Source organism: Streptomyces sp. NPDC101194, from assembly GCF_044767885.1.
Lineage (GTDB): Bacteria > Actinomycetota > Actinomycetes > Streptomycetales > Streptomycetaceae > Streptomyces.
Map to the genome: position 1 here is coordinate 64,626 of NZ_JBIWOS010000006.1, position 25,854 is coordinate 90,479.

Annotated in this window: 25 protein-coding genes; 15 read left to right on the top strand and 10 right to left on the bottom strand. The window is 69.6% G+C overall.

All coding sequences use genetic code 11. The features are described from left to right. Positions 1-78: 78 nt before the first annotated feature. From ACIRP2_RS22810 to ACIRP2_RS22830, 5 genes are all read right to left on the bottom strand, one after another. Positions 79-1,413, bottom strand: a complete 1,335-nt coding sequence (locus ACIRP2_RS22810) for a Dyp-type peroxidase (protein ID WP_404253050.1) — start codon at positions 1,411-1,413, stop codon at positions 79-81. Between the two features lie 17 nt (positions 1,414-1,430). Next, positions 1,431-2,444 (bottom strand): hypothetical protein, encoded by a 1,014-nt coding sequence (locus ACIRP2_RS22815; RefSeq protein WP_404253052.1) that lies wholly within the window; start codon positions 2,442-2,444, stop codon positions 1,431-1,433. Positions 2,445-2,466: 22 nt separating this feature from the next. After that, a complete protein-coding gene (locus tag ACIRP2_RS22820; protein ID WP_404253054.1) occupies positions 2,467-3,000 on the bottom strand; it encodes a hypothetical protein in 534 nt (177 codons plus the stop codon). A gap of 211 nt (positions 3,001-3,211) precedes the next feature. Then, positions 3,212-3,724: a hypothetical protein gene (locus tag ACIRP2_RS22825; protein ID WP_404253056.1), complete on the bottom strand. Its 513-nt coding sequence runs from the start codon at positions 3,722-3,724 to the stop codon at positions 3,212-3,214. A gap of 145 nt (positions 3,725-3,869) precedes the next feature. After that, positions 3,870-4,460, bottom strand: coding sequence for a hypothetical protein (locus ACIRP2_RS22830; RefSeq protein WP_365691220.1), 591 nt, complete (start codon positions 4,458-4,460; stop codon positions 3,870-3,872). Between the two features lie 327 nt (positions 4,461-4,787). On the opposite strand from ACIRP2_RS22830, the gene hemL reads away from it, so the two are divergent. The 8 genes from hemL to ACIRP2_RS22870 all read left to right on the top strand — a co-directional run bounded on the left by hemL (position 4,788) and on the right by ACIRP2_RS22870 (position 13,523). Further along, positions 4,788-6,095 carry a glutamate-1-semialdehyde 2,1-aminomutase gene (hemL, locus tag ACIRP2_RS22835; protein ID WP_404253723.1) on the top strand — a complete coding sequence of 436 codons (1,308 nt, stop codon included), beginning with the start codon at positions 4,788-4,790 and terminating at the stop codon, positions 6,093-6,095. Beyond that, positions 6,092-6,784: a histidine phosphatase family protein gene (locus ACIRP2_RS22840; RefSeq protein ID WP_404253058.1), complete on the top strand. Its 693-nt coding sequence runs from the start codon at positions 6,092-6,094 to the stop codon at positions 6,782-6,784. The genes hemL and ACIRP2_RS22840 overlap by 4 nt, the downstream gene beginning before the upstream one ends. Positions 6,785-7,376: 592 nt before the next feature. After that, positions 7,377-8,630 (top strand): hypothetical protein, encoded by a 1,254-nt coding sequence (locus ACIRP2_RS22845; protein WP_404253060.1) that lies wholly within the window; start codon positions 7,377-7,379, stop codon positions 8,628-8,630. Positions 8,631-8,697: 67 nt separating this feature from the next. Further along, a complete protein-coding gene (locus ACIRP2_RS22850) occupies positions 8,698-9,309 on the top strand; it encodes a TlpA family protein disulfide reductase (RefSeq protein WP_404253062.1) in 612 nt (203 codons plus the stop codon). A gap of 4 nt (positions 9,310-9,313) precedes the next feature. After that, positions 9,314-10,078, top strand: a complete 765-nt coding sequence (locus ACIRP2_RS22855; RefSeq protein WP_404253064.1) for a cytochrome c biogenesis CcdA family protein — start codon at positions 9,314-9,316, stop codon at positions 10,076-10,078. A 5-nt stretch (positions 10,079-10,083) separates the two neighbouring features. Continuing rightward, the gene (locus ACIRP2_RS22860; RefSeq protein ID WP_404253066.1) at positions 10,084-11,859 is read left to right on the top strand and encodes a cytochrome c biogenesis protein ResB; all 1,776 of its coding nucleotides are present in this window, start codon (positions 10,084-10,086) and stop codon (positions 11,857-11,859) included. Further along, positions 11,856-12,941 carry a c-type cytochrome biogenesis protein CcsB gene (gene ccsB / locus ACIRP2_RS22865; protein WP_404253068.1) on the top strand — a complete coding sequence of 362 codons (1,086 nt, stop codon included), beginning with the start codon at positions 11,856-11,858 and terminating at the stop codon, positions 12,939-12,941. The genes ACIRP2_RS22860 and ccsB overlap by 4 nt, the downstream gene beginning before the upstream one ends. 54 nt (positions 12,942-12,995) lie before the next feature. Continuing rightward, the gene (locus ACIRP2_RS22870; protein WP_404253070.1) at positions 12,996-13,523 is read left to right on the top strand and encodes a hypothetical protein; all 528 of its coding nucleotides are present in this window, start codon (positions 12,996-12,998) and stop codon (positions 13,521-13,523) included. 15 nt (positions 13,524-13,538) lie between these two features. Here ACIRP2_RS22870 and ACIRP2_RS22875 read toward each other — a convergent pair whose 3' ends face one another. The 3 genes from ACIRP2_RS22875 to ACIRP2_RS22885 form a co-directional block, all read right to left on the bottom strand. After that, complete coding sequence (locus ACIRP2_RS22875; RefSeq protein ID WP_404253072.1) at positions 13,539-15,098, bottom strand: hypothetical protein; 1,560 nt, start codon at positions 15,096-15,098, stop codon at positions 13,539-13,541. Further along, positions 15,091-17,259: a hypothetical protein gene (locus ACIRP2_RS22880; protein WP_404253074.1), complete on the bottom strand. Its 2,169-nt coding sequence runs from the start codon at positions 17,257-17,259 to the stop codon at positions 15,091-15,093. The genes ACIRP2_RS22875 and ACIRP2_RS22880 overlap by 8 nt, the downstream gene beginning before the upstream one ends. 270 nt (positions 17,260-17,529) lie before the next feature. Next, positions 17,530-17,934 (bottom strand): PLD nuclease N-terminal domain-containing protein, encoded by a 405-nt coding sequence (locus ACIRP2_RS22885; protein ID WP_404253076.1) that lies wholly within the window; start codon positions 17,932-17,934, stop codon positions 17,530-17,532. 247 nt (positions 17,935-18,181) lie between these two features. Between ACIRP2_RS22885 and ACIRP2_RS22890 the strand changes: the two genes are divergently transcribed. The 3 genes from ACIRP2_RS22890 to ACIRP2_RS22900 all read left to right on the top strand — a co-directional run bounded on the left by ACIRP2_RS22890 (position 18,182) and on the right by ACIRP2_RS22900 (position 21,680). Next, positions 18,182-19,639, top strand: coding sequence for a menaquinone biosynthesis decarboxylase (locus ACIRP2_RS22890; protein ID WP_404253078.1), 1,458 nt, complete (start codon positions 18,182-18,184; stop codon positions 19,637-19,639). Then, on the top strand, positions 19,636-20,553 hold the full coding sequence (mqnP, locus tag ACIRP2_RS22895) for a menaquinone biosynthesis prenyltransferase MqnP (RefSeq protein WP_404253080.1): 918 nt from the start codon (positions 19,636-19,638) through the stop codon (positions 20,551-20,553). The genes ACIRP2_RS22890 and mqnP overlap by 4 nt, the downstream gene beginning before the upstream one ends. 446 nt (positions 20,554-20,999) lie before the next feature. Continuing rightward, complete coding sequence (locus tag ACIRP2_RS22900) at positions 21,000-21,680, top strand: DUF4232 domain-containing protein (protein ID WP_404253082.1); 681 nt, start codon at positions 21,000-21,002, stop codon at positions 21,678-21,680. Between the two features lie 28 nt (positions 21,681-21,708). On the opposite strand, the gene ACIRP2_RS22905 is transcribed toward ACIRP2_RS22900, so the two are convergent. Then, positions 21,709-22,272, bottom strand: a complete 564-nt coding sequence (locus ACIRP2_RS22905; protein ID WP_404253725.1) for a rhomboid family intramembrane serine protease — start codon at positions 22,270-22,272, stop codon at positions 21,709-21,711. Between the two features lie 190 nt (positions 22,273-22,462). On the opposite strand from ACIRP2_RS22905, the gene ACIRP2_RS22910 reads away from it, so the two are divergent. Next, positions 22,463-23,137 (top strand): UbiX family flavin prenyltransferase, encoded by a 675-nt coding sequence (locus ACIRP2_RS22910; protein ID WP_402284202.1) that lies wholly within the window; start codon positions 22,463-22,465, stop codon positions 23,135-23,137. Between the two features lie 8 nt (positions 23,138-23,145). On the opposite strand, the gene ACIRP2_RS22915 is transcribed toward ACIRP2_RS22910, so the two are convergent. Next, positions 23,146-23,280, bottom strand: coding sequence for a hypothetical protein (locus ACIRP2_RS22915; protein WP_404253084.1), 135 nt, complete (start codon positions 23,278-23,280; stop codon positions 23,146-23,148). Positions 23,281-23,412: 132 nt separating this feature from the next. Here ACIRP2_RS22915 and ACIRP2_RS22920 point away from each other — a divergent pair, with 132 nt between their 5' ends. From ACIRP2_RS22920 to ACIRP2_RS22930, 3 genes are all read left to right on the top strand, one after another. Continuing rightward, positions 23,413-23,868, top strand: a complete 456-nt coding sequence (locus ACIRP2_RS22920) for an Lrp/AsnC family transcriptional regulator (protein WP_404253086.1) — start codon at positions 23,413-23,415, stop codon at positions 23,866-23,868. 97 nt (positions 23,869-23,965) lie between these two features. Continuing rightward, positions 23,966-25,129 carry an aminofutalosine synthase MqnE gene (gene mqnE / locus ACIRP2_RS22925; protein ID WP_266360700.1) on the top strand — a complete coding sequence of 388 codons (1,164 nt, stop codon included), beginning with the start codon at positions 23,966-23,968 and terminating at the stop codon, positions 25,127-25,129. Between the two features lie 111 nt (positions 25,130-25,240). Beyond that, positions 25,241-25,765 carry a GNAT family N-acetyltransferase gene (locus ACIRP2_RS22930; RefSeq protein ID WP_404253089.1) on the top strand — a complete coding sequence of 175 codons (525 nt, stop codon included), beginning with the start codon at positions 25,241-25,243 and terminating at the stop codon, positions 25,763-25,765. The last annotated feature ends 89 nt before the right edge of the window (positions 25,766-25,854 follow it).

Below are 25,854 nucleotides of genomic sequence, written 5' to 3' on the forward strand. Positions count from 1 at the left end.
GTGCGGGGTCTCCACCGGTCTCCCGTCGGGCGGCGGAGCGCGGGGGAGGACGGTGCCGGGGCACCCGTCGCCACACCGTCAGTCGTGCAGGTCGCCGAGCAGGCGCAGGGCGGTCAGGCTCGGCAGGAAGCAGTACTCGCCTCCTCGGGTGACGACGAACCGCGGCAGTGGGGCAAGCCGTCGGCGCAGCGGCCGACGGGGAATGGTGAAGCCGGCGGAGCCGTCGTGGGATCCGGTGACGGGGTCCTTGGCGTCATTCCCGCCGAAGAAGACGCCGTCGTTCATCCATTGCGACTGGACGAACTCGAACTGCCGCCCCAGATGCGCGCCGATGAACGCGAACATGAGGCCGCGCTCGGCCCCGTCGTCCTCCAGCACACCCTCGGGGAGCGGCGGACCGTAGACCGCGCCGCGCCGGATCATGCGGTGCAGTCGCACCTCTCCCGCCACCGCGGCGTCGCGGGGGTTGGCCCGGCGGATGTGGCAGCCGCCGGGCGTCTTGAATCCCGCCGGATCGTCGCTCTCGTAGAGGAAGGTGTTACGGCGGTGCGGGTCGACGCCGAGCGCGGGATCGTCGTGGTGCGGAGCCAGCGCCAAGGGAGCGCCGCTGCGCCAGCGCCCCATGATCTTCGCGGCGATCAACTCCTCGTCCTCGGGCCCGGTGGAGTTGTCCTTCAGATAGCGCCGGAACCCGGCGACGTTCTGATGGAGCTTGCGGAAGACCGCGTAACTGCCGTTGCGCCCCAGCGCCGTCGGCTGCGGGCTCTGGACGCCGCCGATCTCGTCCCGGTGGCCGAGCACGAACTCACCTGCCTTCAGCGGCACTTCCAACTGATTGGATCCCGGTATGCCGCTGCCTTCGACGGCCGGATGGCTGACCCCGTCGCGATATCCGAAATGCTCGGTCTCGGTGGGAAGCGCGTAGCAGTCCTGCCGCCATATCGCCGTCACGCCAAAAAGCCCGTCGTACGCGGGGCGGGCGCGCTCGACGGCCGCTTCCAGCCGCGCGGGGTCGGGCGCGACCGCTGTGAACACCACATGGCCGTCGGGGCTGCCCAGCGGCGCTTCCCAGTGCTCCGGGCTGCTCTCGCCCACATCGCCCAGCGCCTTGGCACGGGCCGCCATCCCCTGCCGGAACTCCCACGCGAACGTGTCCAGCGAGGCGCGCGGCACCCCCAGCGCCTCCAGCCCGCGACAGGTGACGGCCACACTCACCCAGGTGTCCCCCAACGGGCTGACCGGGTCCGCCGCGGAGGTCACCGCCGTGCTCGCGCGCCGCATCAACTCCCGTCCGGCCCCCGGGTCATCGATGCGGAAGGCGAGATAGGTCGCCGCGTACGGCGTCGGCCGGGGGCTGAGAACCCCGCGCTGGATGTCGTCGAGCTCCAGCGGGACGTCCGTGTGCACGCTCACGGTTGACCTCCCGGGCCCTACTCGGAGACGAGGTTGCGCCAGAAGTTCCGCAGGCTTTCGTCCGCGCCGAACAAGGTGCTGAAGATCGTCGAGTCCGCCAGCAGGAGGTCGGCCGGGCGGTCACCGCCGGGAGGCATCCACAGGAACATGTTGAACTCCGTGTTGCCGGCCTCGGTGAACGGATGCGGCCTGGACATGTCGATCGGCTGCCTGGCCAGCACGCGGACGGCGTCGGGCTCGTCGGTCGTCACGTCGTAGTGCGGCAGATGCATGTGGAAGTTGAAGTTCGTCACCCCGTCCAGCCAGCCCTTCGGGTCCAGGTCCCCGACCGTGGACAGAGGAGCGATCCGGTTGCCCTCGAGTGTCGCCGGGCGCAGCCCGTACCGGTTCATGACCGGCACCCCGAGCCCCTGCATCAAGTCCCTGACGTAGGTGGCGAATCGCTGCTGCCGGGGCACCAGCGGATCGCCGTGATGGCGGTACTCCATCTCGCGGACCGACAGGTCGTCCGATGCGCCGACGTCGTGGTGCGGGCCCAGGACGAGGCAGGCGCCCTCCCGGCCGAGGAACGCCCGCAGGGCCTCGATCTCCCCGGGCCCGGCCTCCTGCTCGGTGACCGCGTGGTCCAGCCCGAACACGAACATCACGTCCGTGTCGTCGAGCACCCGCTCGTCGAGCGGGGTGTGGAAACCCGCCTGGTCGATGCGCTGATACACCGGGACGGGATGCCCCGTGACCTCCTCGACGAACTCCTGGAACGGCACCCATGCCCAGAAGAACAGCTCCAGTGACCCCGCGATGCCCTGCTGGAACCGATACGGATCCGACCACTTGGGATCCTCGTAGGCCGGCCATGTCACCCGCCTGACCTCGGTCATCGTGGAGAAGCGGTTGTCCAGCTCGGCCGTGTTCCGACCGGCCTCGGCCGGATAGCTCCACGAGACGTAGATGCTCACCCGCCGCCCACCAGGGGTGTGCTCCCGCGGAATGTGCCTCTGGTTGTACGTGCGCGCGGTCTTGACCTCGCTCATTTCGATCGTCTCACTGATCGTCTCACTGCATCTGGTCGAGCATCTCCGACAGGGCGTTCTTGACCTGCAGAGCCTTCTTGATCTCGTCCGACGTCACATACGGATACTCTCCGTACTCGATGAAGCTTGGACAGTGGTGCTGCCGCACGAAGCGGACGAACGCCTCCGGGTTCGTCCGCCAGTCCTCGGGAAACCCTTCGAGATTCTCGAAGGCGGTGCTGACGCCGGCTTTGGAGAACAGCGCGACGGCGTCCTCCGTGTACTTGTCGAAGTCCGTGTCGAAGATGCCTTGGTACATGAAGCGCGTGTCGTCGTCGAAGAGAACCCAGCGCAGATAGTGCAGCTTCAAAGGCGCGAGAAGATACGGATCCCGCTCCAGCTCCTCGGCCAGGGCGCGGCCGTACTCCCGTATCGCCTCGGCCCTGCCCGGTTTGACCTCCGCCACGATGGTGAACCCGTAGCAGGCGGGAGTTCTCGGAAAGACAGGACCGTACTTCCCCTGTTCCAGATGGTCGGTCTCCTTGGGGATGACGACGGCCCGCGGCTTGATCTCCATGTCCGCTCCTCTCCGCATTCCAGAGGTGGGGACTCACTTCCACCCTCGCACCCGATGCCTGGGCGTGCCTGCTGTGCGGGACGGCGCCGACGGCTCAGGTGCCGGCCACGGAAGCCGGGCGGATTGCGCGGCACAGCCGGGAGGGACCACCGGCGTGCGACGGCCGACCAACCCCGCCGACCGATGTTTCGGACCGTGGCGACGGACGACGTCAGTGCGTCAGGGCGACCTTGAGGAGCACGATGATCAGGCCGAGCACCAGGTTGACCGCCCCGGCGGTCAGTACCACGCGACCCGTGGCCCCGGCGCGCAGAGCGGCGACCGAGGCCCAGCCGACCTGACCGGCCAGCGCGACGCCCAGGGCCAGCCACAACGCCCCTTCCGGGCCGAGGCCCAGCAGCGGGGTGACGGCGACCGCCACGGCCGGTGGGACGGCCGCCTTGACGATGGGCCACTCGGTCATGCACACCCGCCGGATCTCCCTCCCGTCCAGAGGCGCGTACATGATCCGCTCCCCGAGCAGCCGGGTGAGCACATGGGCGGCCCAGAACACCACCCCGGTGCCCAGCAGCAGAAGGACGAGTTCCAGCCGCGGGAAATACCTGAGCGATCCGGCTCCGACCACCACCGAGGCGGCGAGCAGCGAGCCGTACACGGCGCCCGTGTAATCGCGCCGCTCCGTGGCGTCCACGTGCGAACCCTGTGCGGGAGGCCGACCGTCCATGATTCCAGTGTGGGCACGCCTGTTGCGCGTCGCACGGCAGCAGATTCTCCGGCGTCGGGACGCGTCCGGACTCCTGTCGGCGACCTTCCCGGGCATGACTGGGGGCGGGACCCGAAAGTCCCGCCCGCCCCGGCGAAACCTCGGGTCAGGGCCAGACCAGGCAGTACGCCTGGTGCCCCGCATCGTGCAGACGGTGGCTGAAATCCTGCCACTCGTGCAGCAGTTGGTAGACGTTGAACGCGTCGCGCGGGCCGCCCCGGTCCGGGACCGTGGACCAGATGAAGGCCGCGGCGCCCACCGACTCCTCGCCCACGCCGCGCAGCGGGTCGACGACCGTCATCGGAAGCTTGACCACCGCGTAGTCGGGGTGCAGCACGACCAGTTCCAGCGGGGGGACCCTGTGCAGGGGTATGCCCTGGATGCCGGTGAGGACCATCGCCGCGACCGTCTCCGGCTTGATCTTGGTGAACATGCCGCCCATGCCCAGTTCGTCGCCGCCGAGTTCCTCGGGACGCATCGAAATCGGCACGCGTGCGGCCGTGGCCCCGTCCGGGGCCCCGAAGTACTTGTAGGTCACCCCCACCCGGCCACCACTCCTGCTTCCGGCTCCGCCACCCTGCGCACCATTGGCCTGTGTGCCCTGTCTGCGCTCCGCCTCACGCCGGTGCCGACCCCGCCGGGCAGGCTCGGGCCCCAGGTCGTCGGTCCCTTCGCCCACTCCGCCACCGCGATGCATATCTCATCCACCCGACTACTACTTAGGAGACACAGCCCCCGCCGCGCAACCCGATCATCGTGTCAGTGACCTCCCCCGCGGGCGTGCGGTGAAACACCTGCCCGCAAGACCGTCCGTGACCCCGGCGCCATGGCGTGTGTGAGCTTTCCCCTTGAAGTCACCAGTTTCGCAGATGCGAGGGGGCCGGCGCCCGTTCGTCACGCGACGGATGTGCTCGCGGGGCTTTCGGTGGCCGGGATCTTCCGCTCCCGGCCGCTCGGGAGGGCTGACCTACCCTGGGGAGGTCACTAGCCCCCGGAGTCGGAGAAGTCGCAGGTCATGACCGAACTGCCTTATCGATATGAAGCCCCAGTTTCGCAGACGCTTTTCGACCGTGCGTCCCTCGTGACGCCCGGCGGCGTGAATTCTCCCGTCCGTGCCTTCCGGGCCGTGGGAGGCACGCCCCGCTTCATGGTGTCCGGTACCGGTCCCTACCTCACCGACGCCGACGGCCGGGAGTATGTCGACCTCGTGTGCTCGTGGGGGCCGATGATCCTCGGCCACTCCCACCCCGAGGTCGTCGCCGCGGTCCAGGAGGCCGTGGCCCGCGGCACCTCGTTCGGTACGCCCGGTGAGGGCGAGGTCGCGCTCGCCGAGGAGATCGTGGCCCGGGTCGAGCCCGTGGAGCAGGTGCGGCTGGTGTCGTCCGGCACCGAGGCGACCATGTCCGCGATCCGCCTCGCCCGCGGGTTCACCGGCCGCGCCAAGGTGGTGAAGTTCGCCGGCTGCTACCACGGCCACGTGGACGCACTGCTCGCCGCCGCCGGGTCAGGGGTCGCGACCTTCGGCCTTCCCGACACCCCGGGGGTCACCGGCGCGCAGGCCGGCGACACGATCGTGCTGCCGTACAACGATCTGGAGGCCGTACGGGAGGCGTTCGCCGCGCAGCCCGGCGAGATCGCCTGTGTGATCACCGAGGCGTCGCCCGGCAACATGGGCGTCGTACCGCCGCTGGACGGTTTCAACGCCGGACTCAAGGAGATCTGCGCCGCCAATGGTGCGCTCTACATCTCCGACGAGGTCATGACCGGATTCCGTACCTCGAAGGCCGGCTGGTTCGGCGTCGACGGAGTGCGGCCCGACCTGATGACCTTCGGCAAGGTCATGGGCGGCGGCTTCCCGGCCGCGGCCTTCGGCGGGCGTGCGGACGTGATGGCGCACCTCGCCCCGGCCGGTCCCGTCTACCAGGCGGGCACCCTCTCCGGCAATCCGATCGCCACCGCCGCCGGCCTCGCCCAGCTGCGCCTGCTCGACGACGCGGCGTACGCGAAGGTGGACGCGGTCTCCGCGGAGATCCGCGGCATGGTCGGCGAGGCGCTGACCAAGGAAGGCGTGGCGCACGTCGTGCAGGCGGCGAGCAACATGTTCTCCGTCTTCTTCACCGACCGGCCGGTGCGGAACTACGAGGACGCAAAGCAGCAGGAAGCTTTCCGCTTCACCGCCTTCTTCCACTCGCTGCTGTCGCAGGGCGTCTACCTGCCGCCGTCCGCCTTCGAGTCCTGGTTCGTCTCCACCGCCCACGACACGCAGGCCGTCGAGCGCATCGCCGCAGCCCTGCCCGCCGCCGCCCGCGCCGCCTCGGAGGCCACCGCATGAGCGAGAACAGAAGCCCCAAGGACGTCACCGTCGTCCATCTGATGCGGCACGGAGAGGTGCACAACCCCGAGGGCGTGCTCTACGGACGCCGTCCCGGCTACCACCTCTCCGAGCTCGGCCGGCAGATGGCCGACCGGGTCGCCGCGCACCTGGAGGGCCGTGACATCACCCATGTCGTCGCCTCCCCGCTGGAGCGCGCCCAGGAGACGGCCACGCCGATCGCCAAGTCGCACGGCCTCGACCTGGCCACCGACGAACGGCTCATCGAGGCCGCCAACGTCTTCGAGGGCAAGACCTTCGGTGTGGGCGACGGGGCGCTGCGCAAGCCGGACAACTGGAAGCACCTGACGAATCCGTTCCGGCCGTCGTGGGGCGAGCCGTACATCGAGCAGGTCGTGCGGATGATGGGCGCCCTGGACGCCGCGCGTGACGCGGCTCGCGGCCACGAGGCGGTGTGCGTCAGCCATCAGCTGCCGATCTGGATCGTGCGGAGCTTCGTGGAGCGGCGGCGGTTGTGGCACGACCCGCGCAAGCGGCAGTGCACGCTCGCGTCGCTGACGAGCTTCACGTACCAGGGCGACAAGATCGTGTCGGTCGGGTACACGGAGCCGGCGCGTGACCTGGTGCCCCCGCATCTGCGGGCGGGGGCGAAGCCGGTGAAGGGGAAGTCGAAGGCGTTCGGCGCGTAGCGGACCCTCGGCCGGTGGGGCGCGGTGTGCGTCCCCCCGGCCCGGGCGCGGTGTTCCGCGCCTGACGGGTCGTCCGGCCCCCGCCGGTCCTCCGTGCCCGACCGGTCTTCCGGTTCCTCCGCCGGCCCTTTGCGCCCCGGCCGCCGCCGGTCCTCCGTGCCCCGGGGCCTCCTGACGGCCGGCCGCGCCCCGGCCTCTCACCGGTGCGCCGCGCCCGACCGTTTCTCCGACCCCGCCCGGCCCTCCGCGCCCAGGGGCCTCTCACCGGTGCGCCGCGCCCGGGTTCCTCACCGGTCCGCCGCCGGCCCGTGGTCTTCTGCTGCCGTGCTGTCCTCGATCGCCGGACGGGCGTGATTCCTCCGCCCGTCCGGCGATCGTGCTGCCATGACGGGACCGGCGCCGCGGGACCGGGGACGGCGTGGCGATCGTGCCGCCGCCGCGGGTGACCTATCAGTCATACGTTCGTGTGCGTATCGCTCTGGTCACACACAGAAACATGTGCTAAATCGCGGAACCCCAGTGTTGTTTTCATCATCTAAGCCTTCGCCAGTTTGTATGGACTTGAGATGAAACGACCGCAGATGGGGAACGCATGCGCGAGATCAGTCGAAGGGGTTTGCTCGGAGCCGGGTTCGGGGCTGCGGCCACGATCGGTCTGGCGGGTTGCGGTTCCTTCGATACCGGTCGACCGGGGGAGCGCACGGGGACCGCGGGGGAGAAGGGCGCCGACGGACACACCCGGGGGACCGGACCCGCGAAGAAGGACGTCCGGAAGATCGGGGACGGTTCCACCGCCGATACCGGGAAGCAGCCGCACCAGCCTTCGGCGCCGGTTCCCCTCGAACCCGGGCAGACGCCGCCGCAGTTCGTGATCTTCTCCTGGGACGGGGCGGGCGAGGTCGGCAACGGGCTCTTCCCGCGTTTCCTGGAACTCGCCAGGAATCACGACGCGGCGATGACCTTCTTCCTCTCCGGTCTGTATCTGCTTCCCGAGTCGAAGAAGTCCATGTACCGGCCGCCCAACAACCCGATCGGTGCTTCCGACATCGGTTATCTGACCGATGACCACATCAAGCAGACGTTGAAGTACGTCCGTCAGGCCTGGCTGGACGGACATGAGATCGGCACGCACTTCAACGGGCATTTCTGCGGCGGCTCCGGATCGGTTGCGAACTGGTCGTCCGCCCAGTGGCGGAGCGAAATCGATCAGGCGGTCTCCTTCGTCACCGAATGGCGCACCAACACCGGGTGGACCGACCTCGATCCGCTGCCGTTCGACTACCGCAAGGAACTGGTCGGCAGCCGCGCTCCCTGTCTGCTCGGCCAGGACAATCTGCTGCCCACGGCAAGCAAGTTGGGCTGGCGCTACGACGCCAGCTCGCCCGGCGGTACCCAGGTGTGGCCCCAGAAGCGCCAGGGCATCTGGGATCTGCCGCTGCAGGGCATGCCGTTCCCGGGGCACAGCTTCGAAGTTCTTTCGATGGACTACAACATCCTCGCCAACCAGTCGCAGAATTCGACGAAGGGCATGCCCTCGCGCTATCCGGGATGGCGGGAGCAGGCCACCAAGTCGTATCTCGCCGGTTTCGACCGTGCGTACACGACGAATCGCGCGCCCTTCTACATCGGAAACCACTTCGAGGAGTGGAACGGCGGCATATATATGGATGCGGTCGAGGAAACGATCAAGAAAATAGCCGGGAAGCCGGATGTGCGGCTCGTCTCCTTCAGGCAGTTCGTCGACTGGCTCGACGTCCAGACCCCGGCCGTGCTCGACAAGCTCCGAACGCTGGGCGTCGGACAGTCGCCCGAAGGCGGCTGGAACACCTTCTTTAAACAGGCCTGACAACGGGCTTTACGGGCACCGAGGGGGGTGCCCGAGATCGCCGGAACCGTCATGCGAAACTTTTCACATGAGCTATGGCCGGGCATCTCGACGCCGCTTCACCCTGCTCGCCGCCCCCGCAGCGGTCGTCGCACTCGCTCTCACGCTGACGGCGTGCGGGGGCGACGACAACAAGGCGGGTGGCGGTGGCAATACGAACTTCGTCACGGGCAGTGGCGGAATCTCCACTGTGGACAAGGGCGACCGCAAGCCCGCCCCGAAGCTCGACGGCGAGACCCTCGAAGGCAAGCAGCTCGACGTCGCCGACTACAAGGGCAAGGTCGTCGTACTGAACATGTGGGGCTCGTGGTGCGGGCCCTGCCGCCTTGAGGCCCAGTACTTCTCGCGGGTGGCGAAGGAGACGAAGGACAAGGGCGTCCAGTTCGTCGGGATCAACACGCGCGACCCCCAGAAGGGCCCCGCGCAGAGCTTCGAGAAGGACTACGGAGTCCCCTACCCGAGCCTCTACGACCCGACCGGCAAGCTCATGCTCCGCTTCCCCAAGGGCACGCTGCGTCCGCAGGCCATTCCGTCGACCGTGGTGCTGGACCGGGACGGGAAGATCGCCGCCCGTTCCCTGACCGCCCTCGACTCCGACAAGCTGCACAAGATGATCGACCCGCTGATCGCGGAGAAGTGATTCCGTGCACACCCTTGCCGCGCTCCAGGGCGAGAACCTGACCATCGTGAACGGGGCGCTGATCGTCGCCCTGCCCGTCGCCGTGCTCGCCGGGCTCGTCTCGTTCTTCTCGCCGTGCGTCCTGCCGCTCGTCCCCGGTTACCTCAGTTACGTCACCGGGGTCAGCGGCACGGACCTGGCGCAGGCCCGGCGCGGGCGGATGGTGGCGGGTGCCTCGCTCTTCGTGCTCGGCTTCACCGCCGTGTTCGTCTCCGGCGGCGCGCTCTTCGGCTTCTTCGGTCAGACCCTCCAGGAGTACAGCGGGACGCTCACCAAGATCCTCGGCGTGCTGATGATCCTGATGGGGATCTTCTTCATGGGCCTGATGCCGTGGATGACGCAGCGCGAGTTCCGTATCCACAAGAGGCCGGTGACCGGGCTGGCGGGAGCACCGCTGCTGGGCGCCCTCTTCGGGATCGGCTGGACCCCGTGCCTCGGCCCGACGCTCAGTTCGGTGAGCGCCCTCGCGATGGAACAGGGCACCGCAGGCCGCGGGGCGATACTGACTGCCGCGTACTGCCTCGGGCTCGGCCTGCCCTTCGTGCTCGCGGCAGTCGCCTTCCGCAAGGCGCTCGGCGCCTTCGGCTGGGTCAAGCGCCACTACGCATGGGTCATGCGCGTCGGCGGCGTCATGATGATCGCGACCGGTCTTCTCCTGCTGACCGGCGCGTGGGGCACGATGATGCAGCAATTGCAGGGCTGGTCCAACGGCTTCACGGTGGGGATCTGAGTTCCATGAGCAACACCAAGTCCAACCCTGCCCCGCAGCGCGGGCGCCGCGACGAGCGGGAGACCCGGGACGAACAGGACCGGGAGAACGCCCGCGAGCTCGGTGCGGCCGGCTCCCAGCTCTCCACCGCCCCGCGCGAGGAGTCCGTGGCCAATCTGCCGGCCATGGGCGTCATCGGCTGGGCCCGCTGGTTCTGGCGGCAGCTCACCTCGATGCGGGTCGCGCTGATCCTGCTCTTCCTGCTGTCGCTCGGCGCCATCCCCGGCTCGCTGATCCCGCAGAACAGCGTGGACGAACTGAAGGTGCAGACCTTCAAGGAGGCCCACACCGTCGTCAGCCCGATCTACGAGAAGCTCCAGTTCTTCGACGTCTACAGCTCGGTGTGGTTCTCCGCGATCTACATCCTGCTGTTCGTCTCGCTCATCGGCTGCATCGTCCCGCGCACCGGCCAGTTCGTCGGCCAGCTGCGCAGCCGTCCGCCGGGCGCCCCCAAGCGCCTGACCCGGCTGCCCGCGTACACCACCTGGCGCACCGAGGTCGAGCCCGAGCAGGTCCGCGAGGCCGCGCTCGCGATGCTGCGCAGGCGCCGCTACCGCGCGCACACCGCGAAAGACGCCGTCGCGGCCGAGAAGGGCTATCTGCGCGAGGCCGGGAACCTGGTCTTCCACGTCGCCCTGATCGTGATGCTGGTGGCCTTCGCCTTCGGACAGCTCTTCAAGTCCGAGGGCGGCAAGCTGATCGTCGAGGGCGACGGCTTCTCCAACACACAGACGCAGTACGACGACTTCAAGTCCGGTTCGCTGTTCGACCCGGACTCGCTCGCCCCGTTCAGCTTCAAGCTCGACAAGTTCATCGGTACGTACGAGCGCAGCGGCCCCCAGATCGGTACGCCCCGGACCTACGAGGCCCATGTGACGTACGAGAAGGGCGCGTACGGCAAGCCGCAGAAGACCGTCATCAGGGTCAACGAGCCCCTCGTCATCGACGGCACCAAGGTCTACCTCAACGCGCACGGCTACGCGCCCGTCGTCTCCGTCAAGGACGCGAGCGGCAAGGAGGTCTACCGGAGCGCCGTGCCGCTGCTGCCCATCGACAACAACGTCACCTCGACCGGGGCGATCAAGGTGCTGGACGGCTACCGCGACAAGAACGGCAAGAAGACCCAGCTGGGCTTCCAGGCCTTCTTCGTGCCGACCTTCGCGGGCAGCGGCAAGGGCACGATGTTCTCGCAGTTCCCCGCTGCCGACATGCCCGTCCTCGCCCTCAACGGCTACCACGGCTACCTCGGGCCCGACTCCGGGCTGGCGCAGAACGTGTACCAGCTCGACAAGACCAAGATGAAGGCGTTCAAGGACAGCGAGGGCAACCCGCTCAAGCAGCGCCTGGCGGTCGGCGACACGATGAAGCTCCCCGACGGAGCCGGCTCGATCACCTTCGAGGGTGTCGAGGAGTGGGCCAGCTTCCAGATCTCCGAGCAGCCCGCCAGCGGCTGGGCGCTCACCGGGGCCATCGCCGCGATCGCCGGGCTCGCGGGCTCGCTGTTCATCCAGCGGCGCCGGGTCTGGGTGCGGGCCGTGCGCGGTGCGGACGGCGTCACCGTCGTCGAGATGGCGGGCCTCGGCCGCAGTGAGTCCGCGAAGCTTCCCGAGGAGCTGGCCGATCTCGCGGTCACGCTCAACGACGTGGCGCCCACGGCGCCCGGCTCTGACACCGACCCCGGATCCGATGCCGGTTCCGTCGGAGAATCCCCCGTAGAACCTGCCGAAGGGGCTGAGAAGTGAATCTCGCCGCCGCAACCAACGAGAACCTGGCGCACACCAGCAATGTGCTGATCTATTCGTCGATGGCCGTCTACACCCTGGCCTTCTTCGCGCACATCGCGGAATGGGTGTTCGGCAGCCGGAGCAAGGTCGGCCGCACCGCCGCCGCGCTGACCGGGGCCGATGCCGGGGCCGGTGCCTCGGTGAAGGTGCAGGTCGCGCAGAAGGGCGGCGGCACCGCCGTACTCGACCGTCCGAAGATCGTCACCCGCTCCGCGGCCGGTTCCCGCGACGTCCCGGACGGGCCCGGCGCGGCCGGCGGCACGTTCAAGGGCGATCTGTACGGACGCATGGCGATCTCCATGACCGTGCTCGCCTTCCTCGTCCAGGCCGGCGGAGTGCTCGCGCGTGCGCTCTCCGTGCAGCGTGCCCCCTGGGGCAACATGTACGAGTTCTCCATCACCTTCTCCACGGTGGCGGTCGGCGCCTACCTGGTCCTGCTGGCGCTGAAGAAGAACGTCCGCTGGATGGGGCTGCTCCTGGTCACCACCGTCCTGCTGGACCTCGGCATCGCGACCACGGTGCTCTACACCTCCAGCGACCAGCTGGTGCCCGCACTGCACTCGTACTGGCTGTGGATCCACGTCTCCACGGCCATCATCTGCGGTGCCGTCTTCTACATCGGCGCGGTCGCCACCCTGCTCTACCTCTTCCGCGACAGCTACGAGAGCAAGCTCGCGAGCGGCGCGCAGCCCGGTTCGTTCGCCCAGTCCGTGCTCTCCCGGCTGCCCGCCGCCGCGACGCTCGACAAGTTCTCGTACCGCATCAACGCCGCCGTCTTCCCGCTGTGGACGTTCACGATCATCGCGGGTGCCATCTGGGCGGGCGACGCGTGGGGCCGCTACTGGGGCTGGGACCCCAAGGAGGTCTGGTCCTTCATCACCTGGGTCGCGTACGCCTGCTACCTGCACGCCCGCGCCACCGCCGGCTGGAAGGGCCGCAAGGCCGCCTACCTGGCCCTCATCGCCTTCGGGTGCTGGCTGTTCAACTACTACGGCGTCAACATCTTCGTCACCGGCAAGCACTCCTACGCGGGCGTCTGACCGGCCCGTGCCCGTACGGGTGCGGATCGGGCACCGCCGGGCCACGCTGGAACCATGACCGACGCGACCCCCGTCATCGAGCGTGGTACCAGCGAGACCCATGGTGACCAGCACATTCTGCGGTTCACGCTACGGCTGCCCCACCCCGTTCCCCGGGTGTGGGCAGCCGTTGCCAGTTCCGAGGGACTGTTCGGCTGGCTCGCCGCCGCCGACCCGTTCGAACCGCGCGTCGGCGGTGCGGTCACGCTGCGCTGGCTGAACACCGACCGGGACGGGAACGCCACGGTCGCCTCCGGCACCGTCACCGCCTGGGACGTCGAGCGCGTCGCCGAGTACACCCTCGAAGGACTCCACGGCCGTATCCGCTTCCACCTGGAGCCACCGCGCGGCGACCATGTGCTGCTGCGCTTCACCAACGAGTTCCGCGGCGACGACGCGCTGCGGCTGGACTGCCTCGCCGGCTGGCACGACCACTTCCAGTACCTCGTGGACGCGCTCGACGGCTACCCCGCCGACTGGTCGAAGTGGACCCCGGTCCGGTGGGCGGGGCTGCGTGAGGAGTACGCCGCGCCCGAGCGGTGACACGACGTCACGGCATCACGGTGCCGAGGACGGCGGCAGGCACTTCGGGTCCGGCGGTGCGCCCTGCGGCCAGGCGATCGTCACGAACCGCTGACTGGCGTCCTCGGGCGCCAGCTCCACCACCGGCACCGCCTTGTTGTAAGGGTTTCCGTGGTTGTCCAGGCAGATCCAGCCGCTGGCCCCCGACACCCGCAGCGACCCCTTCACCCGTGGCCACTGTTCGCCCACGTCCGCGGGCTGCGGGAGCCGCCTGCCCTCCGGGGTGGCCTGCCGGATGCCGTGCACCGCCAGGGACATCGCGTCGTACGCGATGATGACCTGGCCGTCGGTCAGCTCCCGGTGACCGGTCGGACCGACCGGGCCCACGGGCTTCTTCCCGATCGTCGTCAGCAGATCCAGCAGGCTCCGGTAGTCCGCCGGGGAGCCGCCCGTCGCGGCCCCGCCCTTCGCCGCCGCCCAGGCGTCCGGGTGCGCCAGCGAGGCGTAGCGGACCGTGACCTTGCGGCGCAGCGCGCCCCGGTCGAGCTTCTTGTCGCTGCCGAGGTACGAGCCCTCGTCGCCGGTCAGGATCGTGAACGGGCGGCTCTGGCAGCCCCGGGCCCCGAGCGCGTTGATGAACTGCCGCAGCTGGGTGTGGCGTCCGGCGAAGAAGACCGTCTCCGCGTCCGTGTCACAGATGAGGTGCGTGATCTGCTGGAACGTATTGGCCGTGGTGCCCTCGTCGTTCGGGTCCTTGCGCGAGGTGAACAGCTGTGGCTCGTACCGCGTGCCCTTCGTCAGCGAGGTGAACGCGGCCCGCAGCGTGTCCGTGTAGTGGTCGCCGGTACGGGTGTCCTGCACCAGCAGCGCCTTGTCGGCCTTCACCTTCCCGAAGTGCGCCAGCGCCCGTGCCTCGTCCCGGTTGGTCGGCGACACCCGCGCCAGACCGGGGAACGGATCGTCGGCCGGCCCGTTGGCGATGTCGTCGGCGGTGATCGTGGTCCCGACGACCGCGATGTGCGCGGAGGTCAGCTCCTTGATGGCCGAGGCGACCTCCGGACTGCTGGTGGCGACCCCGGACACGGCCCGCAGATGGTCCGGGGCCCCGGTCATCTTCTTCAGCCGGTCCACCGTCGGCTGCCACAACAGGTTGTTCTTCCCCGTGTTGGCGAGCACCAGCCGGATCTTCGGCACCTGATCGTTCGACAGATGATTGGCCCGGTACTGCTCGGCGAACGCGCCCTGCAGCTCGCGCTGCATCTTCGTCTGCATGGCCTCGTCCGTCGACGTCAGCGGCAGCAGCAGTGCGACCGTCGCGTACCGGCCGGGCTGCAGGGTGTCGTTCTCCCGGGCGATGGCCGTGGCGACCTCGGTCAGCTTCGGCCGGCCGAAGTCGTAGGCGTCGCCGGAGACGCCCACGCACTCGTCGCTGCCCTGCGGCCGCTCCACCCCCGGCGCGCACGAGCGGTCCTCGGGAGCGGTGAGCCGGCCGATGCCGTACCAGCCGGACGTGACGACCAGGGCGCCCACCACCACGCTGGTGACGACCTTCTGCCTCGCCGTGTACCAGACGCGGTAACGCAGTGGATTACGCATGCGAACCACCGTCCGCCCGCCGCTGCCCGCTTCCGCCCGTGGCCGGTCCGTCCGTGCCCGGCGCCCCCGGCGGCATGGAGAGCTGCCGCCAGGCCCGGACGTCCCGCGGCCAGTGCGTCGCCGCGTCCCACAGCACGCTGTTGCCCGTCGGATGCCTGCCGGACAGCTGTCGCAGTTCGTGCGCCATCTTGTCGATCACCTCTTCGTCCGGCAGAGCCAGTGGATCGGACAGCAGCCATACGGCGTGCAGCAGTCGACGCAGCTGCAGCTGGAGCTCCACGGCCCGCTCGCCGAGCCCCGCGAGCCCCGTCTCCCCGTCCGGCAGCGAACCGGACGCCTCCCGGCCGAGCGCGACCGCCCGCCGGGGATCGGGGCCGGTGAAACCGGGCGGACGCGGATACGGGGCCGAGGCGATGAACCGCAGCGAGCCGAGCCACGCCGTCACGTCCGGCTCGGTGAACCGTTCCCGCAGATGCGTCACACAGTCCCTGGTCCTGCCCAGCACCAGCTCCTGGTGCAGCCGGTGCGGGACGCTCGGAAAGCGGCCCCCGGGCGTGTACGCCGTGCGCAGCGTCTCGTGCACCGCACGCCACACCGCGTAGTACGGATGGTCGTCGTCCTGGAACCGCAGCCGGTGCAGCAGCAGCGCGCGCAGCAGCGGATCGGCGACGAAGTGGTCCGGCCCGACCGGCCAGTCCTGCGCCCGCAGCTCATCGCGCACCCGCAACGCCACGTCGCCGTCCAGCGACCGGCCGCGCAGCCGGGCCGTGGCCAGCAGCCGCGCCGACTGCTCGCCGTGCGCGGCGGCCAGCACACTCAGTACGTCGAGCTGCTGTCCCGGCAGCAGCCGCGCCAGCAGTTCGTCCGCCACCCGCACCGGCGCCCGGTCCTCGCGCAGTTCCACCGTGCGGTCCAGCAGCGTCCCCGGTACCAGCGCGTCCGGTCGAGGCGTGCCCACGGCGGACGATCCCGGCCCCGACGCCTCGCCCGCCGCCTGGGCCAGCAGCGCCACACCCAGCGGGCGCCCGCCCGTCAGCCGGTGCACCCCGCGGGCCAGGCCGGCCGGGGCGCGGCCCACCGGATCGTGCCGGTCGAGCGCCGCCTGCACATCGGCCGGGCCCAGCGCGGTGAGCTCCACGGCCAGGATCCCGGACGTCACCTCCGAGCCGCGGACCCAGTGCGAACCGTGCGCCACCTCGGGCAGCCGTCGGCGCACCGCATGGCTCAGCCCCTCGTGACCACGGGCGCGCGACGAGGCGAACACGGCGATCCGGTCCCGCGCCCCGGCGGCCCGCTGCCGCAGCACCGGCTCGACCAGCTGCCGGCCCAGCCGCGTGTGCGCGTTGTCCAGCAGCAGTACCGGGCGGCCCCGGCGGGCACCGCGCGCCAGACCCCCGTACGCCCGTACCAGGTCCGCGACCAGTGCGAGCACCAGATGGTCCTCGGCCCGGCGGCGCAGATCGCCACCGCGCTCGAAGTCGACCGCCAGCTGCCGCAGCCCGATCCGTCCGTTGCCGCCCGCGTGCGGATAGCTCCCGTACCAGTCCGCCGAACGCCGCTGGAACCGGCTGAACGACTCCTCCAGCACCGTCTCGATCGTGGCCTCGGCGACCATCCCGGCCAACGGCACGACGGAGTCGAAGGCGCTCGCCGCCAGCTTCGTCAGCACCTTGGTGACCCAGCCCGTCGCCGCGTCCCCTCGCGTGTCGACGGTCGCCAGCACCGGGCCCAGCGACTGCAGGTCCCGCTGCGCCCGCGTCTCGTCCTCCCGCGTCCAGGAGATCGAGGCGACCGCCACCAGGCCGAGGCTCAGCCGGGGAAACCGCACCGGCCGCGCGGCACGCACCTTCGCGGTCAGCTGGGTGGCGAGCTCCGGCAGCGCCGCGGTGACCGGGGTCCAGCCGGGCCCGGGGTCCGCGGGCGGTACGACCGCCTCGCAGTCGACGAGGGCGACCGGGGTGATCTCCCGGTACAGATGGCGCAGTTGCTTGAGCACAGCCGTCTTGCCCATGCCGCGGCCCCCGGTCAGCACGGCGACCGGCGGATCGTCGTGGTGCTCGTAGGAGACCCCGGCGGAGCCGTGGGGAGCGAGACCTGTCAGACGCGCCGCAAGTCCGTCGTTGCCGAAGATCGCCTCGCGCCCGTACAGCTCCCTCTCCACAGCACCCCCAGCGCCGATGTCCGATCCGATCTGTCACATCGTCAACACCAGGATATCGGGAGGGTGTTGGAGCAAGGAGAAGATTTTCGAACGATGTGTGTCAAGGGGACGGTCCGAGCCACCGGGGCCGTTCGCAGGGAGTCACGAAGCGGAGCGGTGCCGGTGCGGCGCCGGTTCGGGGACGCGAACGACGACGGCCACCGCGTGTCGGCAGACAGGCGGTGGCCGTGCGGGGCGTGCGGCGGGTGGCCGGAGGCCGGACCCTCCCGGTCACAAGGTGGGCGGGGCCGACTCCTCCGGTCCCGACTCGCGCTCGCGGCGCTTGAGCTCCTCCTCGCGGCGGCGCAGATCCGCCTCCCAGTCCTTGAGGAGCGACTCGTCCTTCTTGTTCTCTTCCTTCAGCGCCTTCAGGAACTCCGGATTGTCGTCCGGTGCCACCCACTGCGAGCGGTGGTTGCGGTGCCATTCGGACGGCGTGCGGCCCCCCGCGGGCACGGTGCGCATCTTGCCGGCGGCCAGCCAGACGATCGGACCCACGATCCAGAACAGCAGGATGATGAAGACCCAGGCGATCTTCGGCAGGTGCTTGGCCTCGTCCTCCGGGGTGTTCAGGCAGTCGATGAACGCGTAGATCGTCAGCGCCAGCGGCAGGAGATAGATCAGGGCCCGGAACATGTTGGAAAGGTCCCCCTGAGGAGAGTTGGCGGGGCTTGTCCCGCCCCGGTGACGGGCCCAGAGTAGCCGGTGTCACCGACCTCCCAGAGGGAGCGGGGGGAACCGCCGACGAGCAGGTCCGGACAGGGGTCGGCCTGCGGGCCGCGGTCCGCGCGGCGGCGGACATCCTGGCGCCGACGCCTCGTGCGGCCGACGGAGAGGTGGGGCACCCCAGGTGATCGGCAGTGGTGATGACAAACTGGACGGCATGGCTTACGACGATCTTCGTTCCCTCCTCCGGGCCCTGGAGCGCGAGGGCGAGCTCAAGCGCATCAAGGCCGAGGTCGACCCGTATCTGGAGGTCGGCGAGATCGTCGACCGGGTGAACAAGGCGGGTGGGCCGGCCTTGCTCTTCGAGAACGTCAAGGGGTCCTCGATGCCCCTGGCCATGAACGTCTTCGGGACCGACAAGCGGCTGCTCAAGGCGCTCGGGCTGAAGTCCTACTCCGACATCAGCGACAAGATCGGCGGGCTGCTCAGGCCGGAGCTGCCGCACGGCTTCGTCGGGGTGCGGGAGGCCTTCGGCAAGCTCGGCTCGATGGTGCACGTGCCGCCGAAGAAGGTGAAGCAGGAGAGCGCCCCGGTGCAGGAGGTGGTCCTCACCGGCGACGACGTGGACCTGGACCTGCTGCCCGCCCTCTTCACCTGGCCCGAGGACGGCGGCTCGTTCTTCAACCTGGGCCTCACCCACACCAAGCACCCGGAGACCGGCGTGCGCAACCTGGGGCTGTACCGGCTCCAGCGCCACGACCGCCGCACCATCGGGATGCACTGGCAGATCCACAAGGACAGCCGCAACCACTACCAGGTCGCCGCCAAGCGCGGTGAGCGGCTGCCGGTCGCCATCGCGTTCGGGGCGCCGCCCGCGGTGACGTACGCCTCCACCGCGCCGCTGCCCGGGGACATCGACGAGTACCTCTTCGCCGGGTTCATCCAGGGCAAGCGGATCGAGATGGTCGACTGCAAGACCGTGCCGTTGCAGGTCCCCGCGCAGGCGGAGGTCGTCATCGAGGGGTGGCTGGAGCCCGGGAAGATGCTTCCCGAGGGGCCCTTCGGGGACCACACCGGCTTCTACACGCCGCAGGAACCGTTCCCCGCACTGACCATCGACTGCGTGACCATGCGGAAGCGCCCGCTGCTGCAGTCGATCGTGGTGGGCCGGCCGCCGACCGAGGACGGGCCGCTGGGGCGGGCCACCGAGCGGTTCTTCCTGCCGCTCCTCAAGATCATCGTGCCGGACATCGTGGACTACCACCTGCCGGAGGCGGGCGGCTTCCACAACTGCGCGATCGTCTCGATCGACAAGAAGTACCCGAAGCACGCCCAGAAGGTGATGAGTGCCATCTGGGGGGCGCACATGATGTCGCTGACCAAGCTGATCGTGGTCGTGGACTCCGACTGCGACGTCCATGATCTGCACGAGGTGGCGTGGCGGGCGCTCGGCAACACGGACTACGCGCGGGACCTCACCGTCACCGAGGGGCCGGTCGATCATCTCGACCATGCCTCCTACCAGCAGTTCTGGGGTGGCAAGGCGGGTATCGACGCGACGAAGAAGTGGCCCGAGGAGGGCTACACCCGGGACGGGGGCTGGCCGGACATGGTCGAGTCCGACCCGGAGACGGCGGCGAAGGTCGACCGCCGGTGGAAGGAATACGGACTGTGAGCGCGGCCGAAGCAGCACTGGGCTCGGGGCCCGTACAGCCGAGCAGCAAGGTCAAGGCATTTCTGCGGCTCGTGATGATCGAGCACTCGGTCTTCGCGCTGCCCTTCGCGTACATCGCCGCGCTGACCGCGATGTTCCAGGCGGACAAGTCCGTCCACTGGGTCACGCTGCTGCTCGTCACCATCGCGATGGTGGGGCTGCGGACGTTCGCCATGGCCTGCAACCGGATCATCGACCGTGAGATCGACGCCCGTAACCCGCGCACCGCGGGCCGGGAGCTGGTCACCGGCGCGGTCTCCGTGAAGTCGGCGTGGACGGGGGCGCTCGTCGCCGTCGTGGTCTTCCTCGGGGCGGCGGCGCTGTTGAACCCGCTCTGTCTGGCGCTCGCGCCGGTCGCGGTGGTGCCGATGGTGGTCTATCCGTACGGGAAGCGGTTCACCCACTACCCGCACGCCATCCTGGGGATCGCGCAGGCCATGGGGCCGATCGGTGCCTGGCTGGCGGTGACCGGCAGCTGGTCCTGGGACGCGGTGATCCTCGGTCTCGCGGTCGGGATCTGGATCGGTGGCTTCGACCTGATCTTCGGCTGCCAGGACGTCCAGGCGGACCGGGCGCACGGGGTGCTGTCGGTGCCGGCGCGGTTCGGGATTCCGGCCGCGCTGTGGGGGGCGCGGGTCTGCCACGTGGTGACGACCGGGCTGCTCGTCTGGTTCGGGCTGGCCGCGGAGACGGGGCTCTTCTACTGGATCGGCATGGTGATCGTCGCCGTCGCCTTCGTGTACGAGCACCGGGTCGTGCGTCCGCACGATCTGTCCCGGCTGAACCGCGCGTTCTTCTCGGTCAACGGGTTCATCGGCATGGCGCTGTTCGCGTGCGCCCTGCTGGATCTGCTGGTACGGGGACTGACGGTCTGAGCCCGCCCCGGGCCGTGTCCGGCGGATCCGGGATCCCGTCCTCGACGGGTTACCGCCCCGGGCGTGGGCGCGGCGGGTTGGTGACGCAGGTCACCCGCTGTGGTCAAGGACCGACGCGTTACGGGTCCGTCCCAGTGGGCTGCGGGCGTCGACAGGTGCGGAAGGACGGCGGGAACCACCGTCCCGGCCGGTCGACGGCGTGCCGTGTCCGGCCCTGTTTCCCGTGCCGGACAGCGGCAGGGAGGGGTGCGGCGGGGGCGGGTGCGGGCGGGGTGTGCCCGGTGGTGCTGCGCGTTGTGCCTGGCTGTGCGTGTAACAGGGGTGTATTAGCGGGTGGTTGGGCGGAACGGGTCGTCGGGCCGGTCGGCTCTAGGTGATCAGAAACGCTCGCCCGTGCCGACCGTGCCGAGCGGCCGAAACCCCCCACTGACACCGAGGAAGAAACGATGCGCGTACAGAAGCTCACCTTCGCCGCCCTGGCCGTTGTCGCAGGTCTCTCGCTCACGGCCTGCCAGAACGGCGAGGACGACATGGGACAGACCGCCCCGTCCTCCACGTCCTCCGCGTCTTCCGCGAGCGGCGGTTCGGGCTCGGGCGGTTCGGACCAGGGCGACGGGAAGGGTTCCGCCGGGAAGGACTCCGCCGGAAAGGGGTCCGGCGGGCAGGGCACGGCCACCGGGACCGGCTCCGACGCGAACGGCAAGGTCGGCAAGTGCCGCACCGACGACCTGGACATCACCGCGTCGGACAGCACCATCGACGGCGACACCGAGGGCACCGTCGCGGTGGAGTTCAAGAACGGCGGCGGCCGGGACTGCGTGCTCTCCGGGTACGCGGGCGTCGACCTGAAGACCAGCGCGGGGTCGCTGCCCGCGAAGCGCACCGGTGAGAAGGCCACCCCGATGACCCTCAAGGACGGGAAGTCGGTGTACTTCGGCGTCACCTACCCGCTCAACAAGTCGGGCGGCTCCGGCGTCCGCGTCACGGCCCTGGTGGTGACCCCGCCGGACGAGACGAAGTCGTTCTCCCTCGAATGGCCGGGCGCCGCCACGCTGCCCGTCACGGACGGTTCCGGCTCCCCGGTGAAGGTCGGCCCGATGGGAAGCGCCGGTCAGGGCGAGGGCTGAGCCGGACACCACGGGATCCGTCCGCGCTCTACGGTATGTACGGCCGGGCGGGCGGTACCGTGCTCCGGCCGCGCGCGGGGCGGCGGAAGACGAAGGCCGCCGCCACGCCCGCCGCCAGTCCGAACAGGTGGCCCTGCCAGCTGACCGAGGTGTTGGCGGGGGAGAGCCCCAGCAGGATCGACGAGCCCCATATCGCGCCGATCACCACGCCGACGCCGATGTCGAGCGGTCTGCGGTCCACGAAGCCGCGCACGAGCAGGTAGCCGAAGAGGCCGAAGACCAGGCCGGACGCGCCCGCGGTGTTGGAGTGGTCCGGCGCGACGAGCCAGACGCCGAGGCCGTCGACCACGATGATCAGCGCGGCCACGGCCGCGAAGCGGCGGATGCCGCCCAGCGCGGCCAGGAAGCCGAAGACCAGCAGCGGCACGCTGTTGGACGCGACATGGCCGAAGCCGAAGTGGATGAAGGACGCGGGTACGACGTCCAGCAGTTCGCCGGCCCGGCGCGGCTCGATCCCGTACGCGTCCAGGGAGTGGCCGGTCGCCACGTCGACGACTTCGAGGATCCAGAGGAACGCCACCCAGCCCACCATCAGCTTGGCCGCGGCCTTCGCGCGCTCGCCCGTGCTCCACGCCGACGCGAATCGATCCGACGTTGCGGCCACCGCTGCCCCCTGTCGTTCCGTGTCGCCCCTGTTCCTCCCTCAAAACGCCTGAGGCCCCTTACTCGGTTCCGGTTTCGTGCAGCCGGATAGGCTCGGGTGTGTGGAATCCGGGACTTCAGTGAGTCAGCAGCAGCGACAGCCTTGGATTGTCGGGGTTTCCGGCGCTTCGGGCACCCCATTCGCCGCCGCCGTGCTGCGCGGTCTGCTGGCCGCGGGGGAGAGCGTGGACCTGGTGGTGAGCCGGGCGTCGCGGCTGACGCTGCTGGACGAGACCGGGATCGCGTTCCGCGACGCGCACTGGCGGGAGGATCTGCGCGGCTGGCTGGCGCGCGGAGCGGACGGAAAGCCGCACACCTTCGACGTGGACGTCGAGGGCGTACGGCACTGGGCGGCCGGCGATCTCGCGGCGGGTCCGTCCTCGGGCTCGTACCCGGCGAAGGGGATGCTGATCGTGCCCGCTTCGACGGCGTGCGTGGCCGGGGTGGCGCTCGGGCTCTCGAAGGATCTGCTCCAGCGGGCCGCGAGCGTGACGCTCAAGGAGCGTCGGAAGCTGGTCGTCGCGGTGCGGGAGACCCCGCTGAACGGGCAGACGCTGAAGCATCTGGTGAGTCTGGACGAGGCGGGCGCCGTGGTGCTGCCCGCCTCTCCGGCGTTCTACGCGGGGGCGACGCACATCCAGGATCTGGTGGACTTCGTCGCGGGGCGGGTACTGGACGCGGCGGGCGTTCCGCACGACCTGTACCGCCGGTGGGAGGGAGAGCTCGGTGGCGGCTCTCGTGGCTCCGGGGGCTGAGCCTGTGGTCAGCGCTTCTTCGTGGCGCGCGGGGTGCGGGTCCTGTCGACCCGGTGCGCGGCGGCGGGCTGGTGGGCACGCGAGCGGTTGGCCAGGTCCTGCAGCTCGCGCATTCGGGCGTAGGCCATCTCGATCGTGTACACGGTGTTCTCACTCCTGAAGATTCGAAAGCGAATTTTGGATGTTCGGCAAGATTTGCAGGCCCTGAAGCCTGCATGCCTTAGATTCTACACGTAAACTCGCGATACTGCTGAACAATGGAAGGTTTCAGTCATATGGACGCGGTGGACAGGCAGCTCATCCAGGCCCTCAGGGAGAACGGCAGGGCCTCGTACGCCGAGCTGGGGCGGCTCGTCGGGCTCTCCGGGCCCAGCGTCACCGACCGCATCAACCGGCTGGAAACCGCCGGTGTCATCACCGGCTACCGCGCCACCGTCGACGCCGCGTCCCTGGGGCTCGGGGTCACCGCCCTGATCGGCATCTCGCTCTCCGACGCGGCCGACCACGAGGACGTGGCGCGCAGGCTGAAGGACCTCGCGGAGATCGAGGACGCCTGGTTCATCGCGGGCGACGACTCGTACATGCTCAAGGTGCGGGTCGGTGACGTGGACGGGCTGGAGAAGACGATCCGCCGGCTCAGCGGCACGAGGGGCGTCTCGCGCACACGCACCACGATCGTGCTCTCCACCAAGTGGGAGAACCGGGTCGGGGAACTTCCCGAAGAGGTGTAGGCGTAACGTGGTGGGGCCCCCGGGGGACCGGGGGTTTCGCCCGGTATCACCTGTCACCGGGATACGCACAGCACGTCGACGACTGGGAGGCAGCCGCATGGACGTTGGGCTCAAGCGCGAGCTGGAGGAGAAGGTCCGCGCGGGAGAGCGGCTGACCCGTGAGGACGGCATCGCCCTCTACGAGTCGGACGACCTGGCCTGGCTCGGCGGCCTCGCCCATGAGGTGCGCACCCGCAAGAACGGCGACGTGGTGCACTTCAACGTCAACCGGCACCTCAACATGACCAATGTGTGCACCGCGTCGTGCGCGTACTGCTCGTTCCAGCGCAAGCCGGGCGAGAAGGACGCGTACACCATGCGCATCGAGGAGGCCGTCCGCCTCGCGAAGGCGATGGAGGGCGAGAACCTCACCGAGCTGCACATCGTCAACGGGCTGCACCCCACCCTGCCGTGGCGTTACTACCCGCGCTCGCTCAGCGCGCTGAAGGAGGCCCTGCCGCAGGTCTCCCTCAAGGCGTTCACCGCCACCGAGATCCACCACTTCGAGACCATCTCCGGGCTCTCGGCCTCCGAGATCCTCGACGAGCTGATCGAAGCCGGTCTGGAGTCGCTGACCGGTGGCGGCGCGGAGATCTTCGACTGGGAGGTCCGTCAGCACATCGTGGACCACAACACCCACTGGGAGGACTGGTCGCGCATCCACCGCCTGGCGCACGAGAAGGGGCTCAAGACCCCGGCGACGATGCTGTACGGGCACATCGAGGAGCCCCGCCACCGTGTCGACCACGTGCTGCGGCTGCGTGAGCTGCAGGACGAGACCGGCGGCTTCCAGGTCTTCATCCCGCTGCGCTACCAGCACGACTTCGTGGACATGAAGGACGGCAAGGTCCGCAACAAGCTCCAGGCGCGCACGACGATGGCGACCGGCGCCGAGGCGCTGAAGACCTTCGCGGTCTCGCGGCTTCTTTTCGACAACGTCCCGCACGTCAAGGTCTTCTGGGTGATGCACGGCGTGCAGACCGCCCAGCTCGCGCTGCAGCACGGCGCGGACGACATGGACGGCTCGGTCGTCGAGTACAAGATCACGCACGACGCGGACAACTACGGCACGCCGAACAAGCTCGGCCGTGAGGATCTGCTCGACCTGATCCGCGACGCGGGCTTCCGGCCCGTCGAGCGCAACACCCGGTACGAGATCATCCGCGAGTACCCGGGTCCGGACGCCGAGCGGCGCGAGTCGCCGCAGCCGATGCGCGTCTGACACCCAGGCCGTCAGCGCCACCCCGTATGAGAGCCCCGGCCGACGGCCGGGGCTCTCTCGCGTACCGGACAGAGCTTGAGACTAAGGTTCGGTAATAGTTAATCTGCATCTATGGCACTTACTTTTGAGTTGGATCCCACGTTCGACCGCACCCTGCGGGACGGCATCACCGAGCTGTGGACCGATGTCTCCAACGCGGGTGGGGCGGTCGGCTTTGTGCCGCCCGTCACGACCGACGACGTCCGGCCCGAGCTGGTCAAGCACCTCGTCGCCATGGCCGAGGGGCGCACCCGGCTGCTGGTCGGTCACGACGAGGAGGGCGCCGTGGCCGCCACGGCGTTCCTGGCCCTCAACACCCACCGGCTGATGACGCACTGGATATGGCTCTACACGGTGATGGTCCACCCCCGGCACCAGGGCAAGGGGTACGGGCGCGATCTGATGGACGCCGCGGCCCGTGCCGCCCGGGAACTCGAAGGGGTGGAGGCCATCCGGCTCACCTGCCGGGGCGGCACCGGCGTCGACCGGTTCTACGCGTCGTGCGGATACAAGGAGGTCGGGCGGGTGCCGGACGCGATCCGGGTGGCGGACGGGGACGACCGCGACGACATCATCATGCTGCTGCCGCTCGGCTGAGCGCTTCCGGGCCGCCTCGCGGACCGGGCCCGCGGGGCTCGCCGGAACCCCTTTGACGCAGCCCTCCGAAGTGATCGATTCCGGGGCAT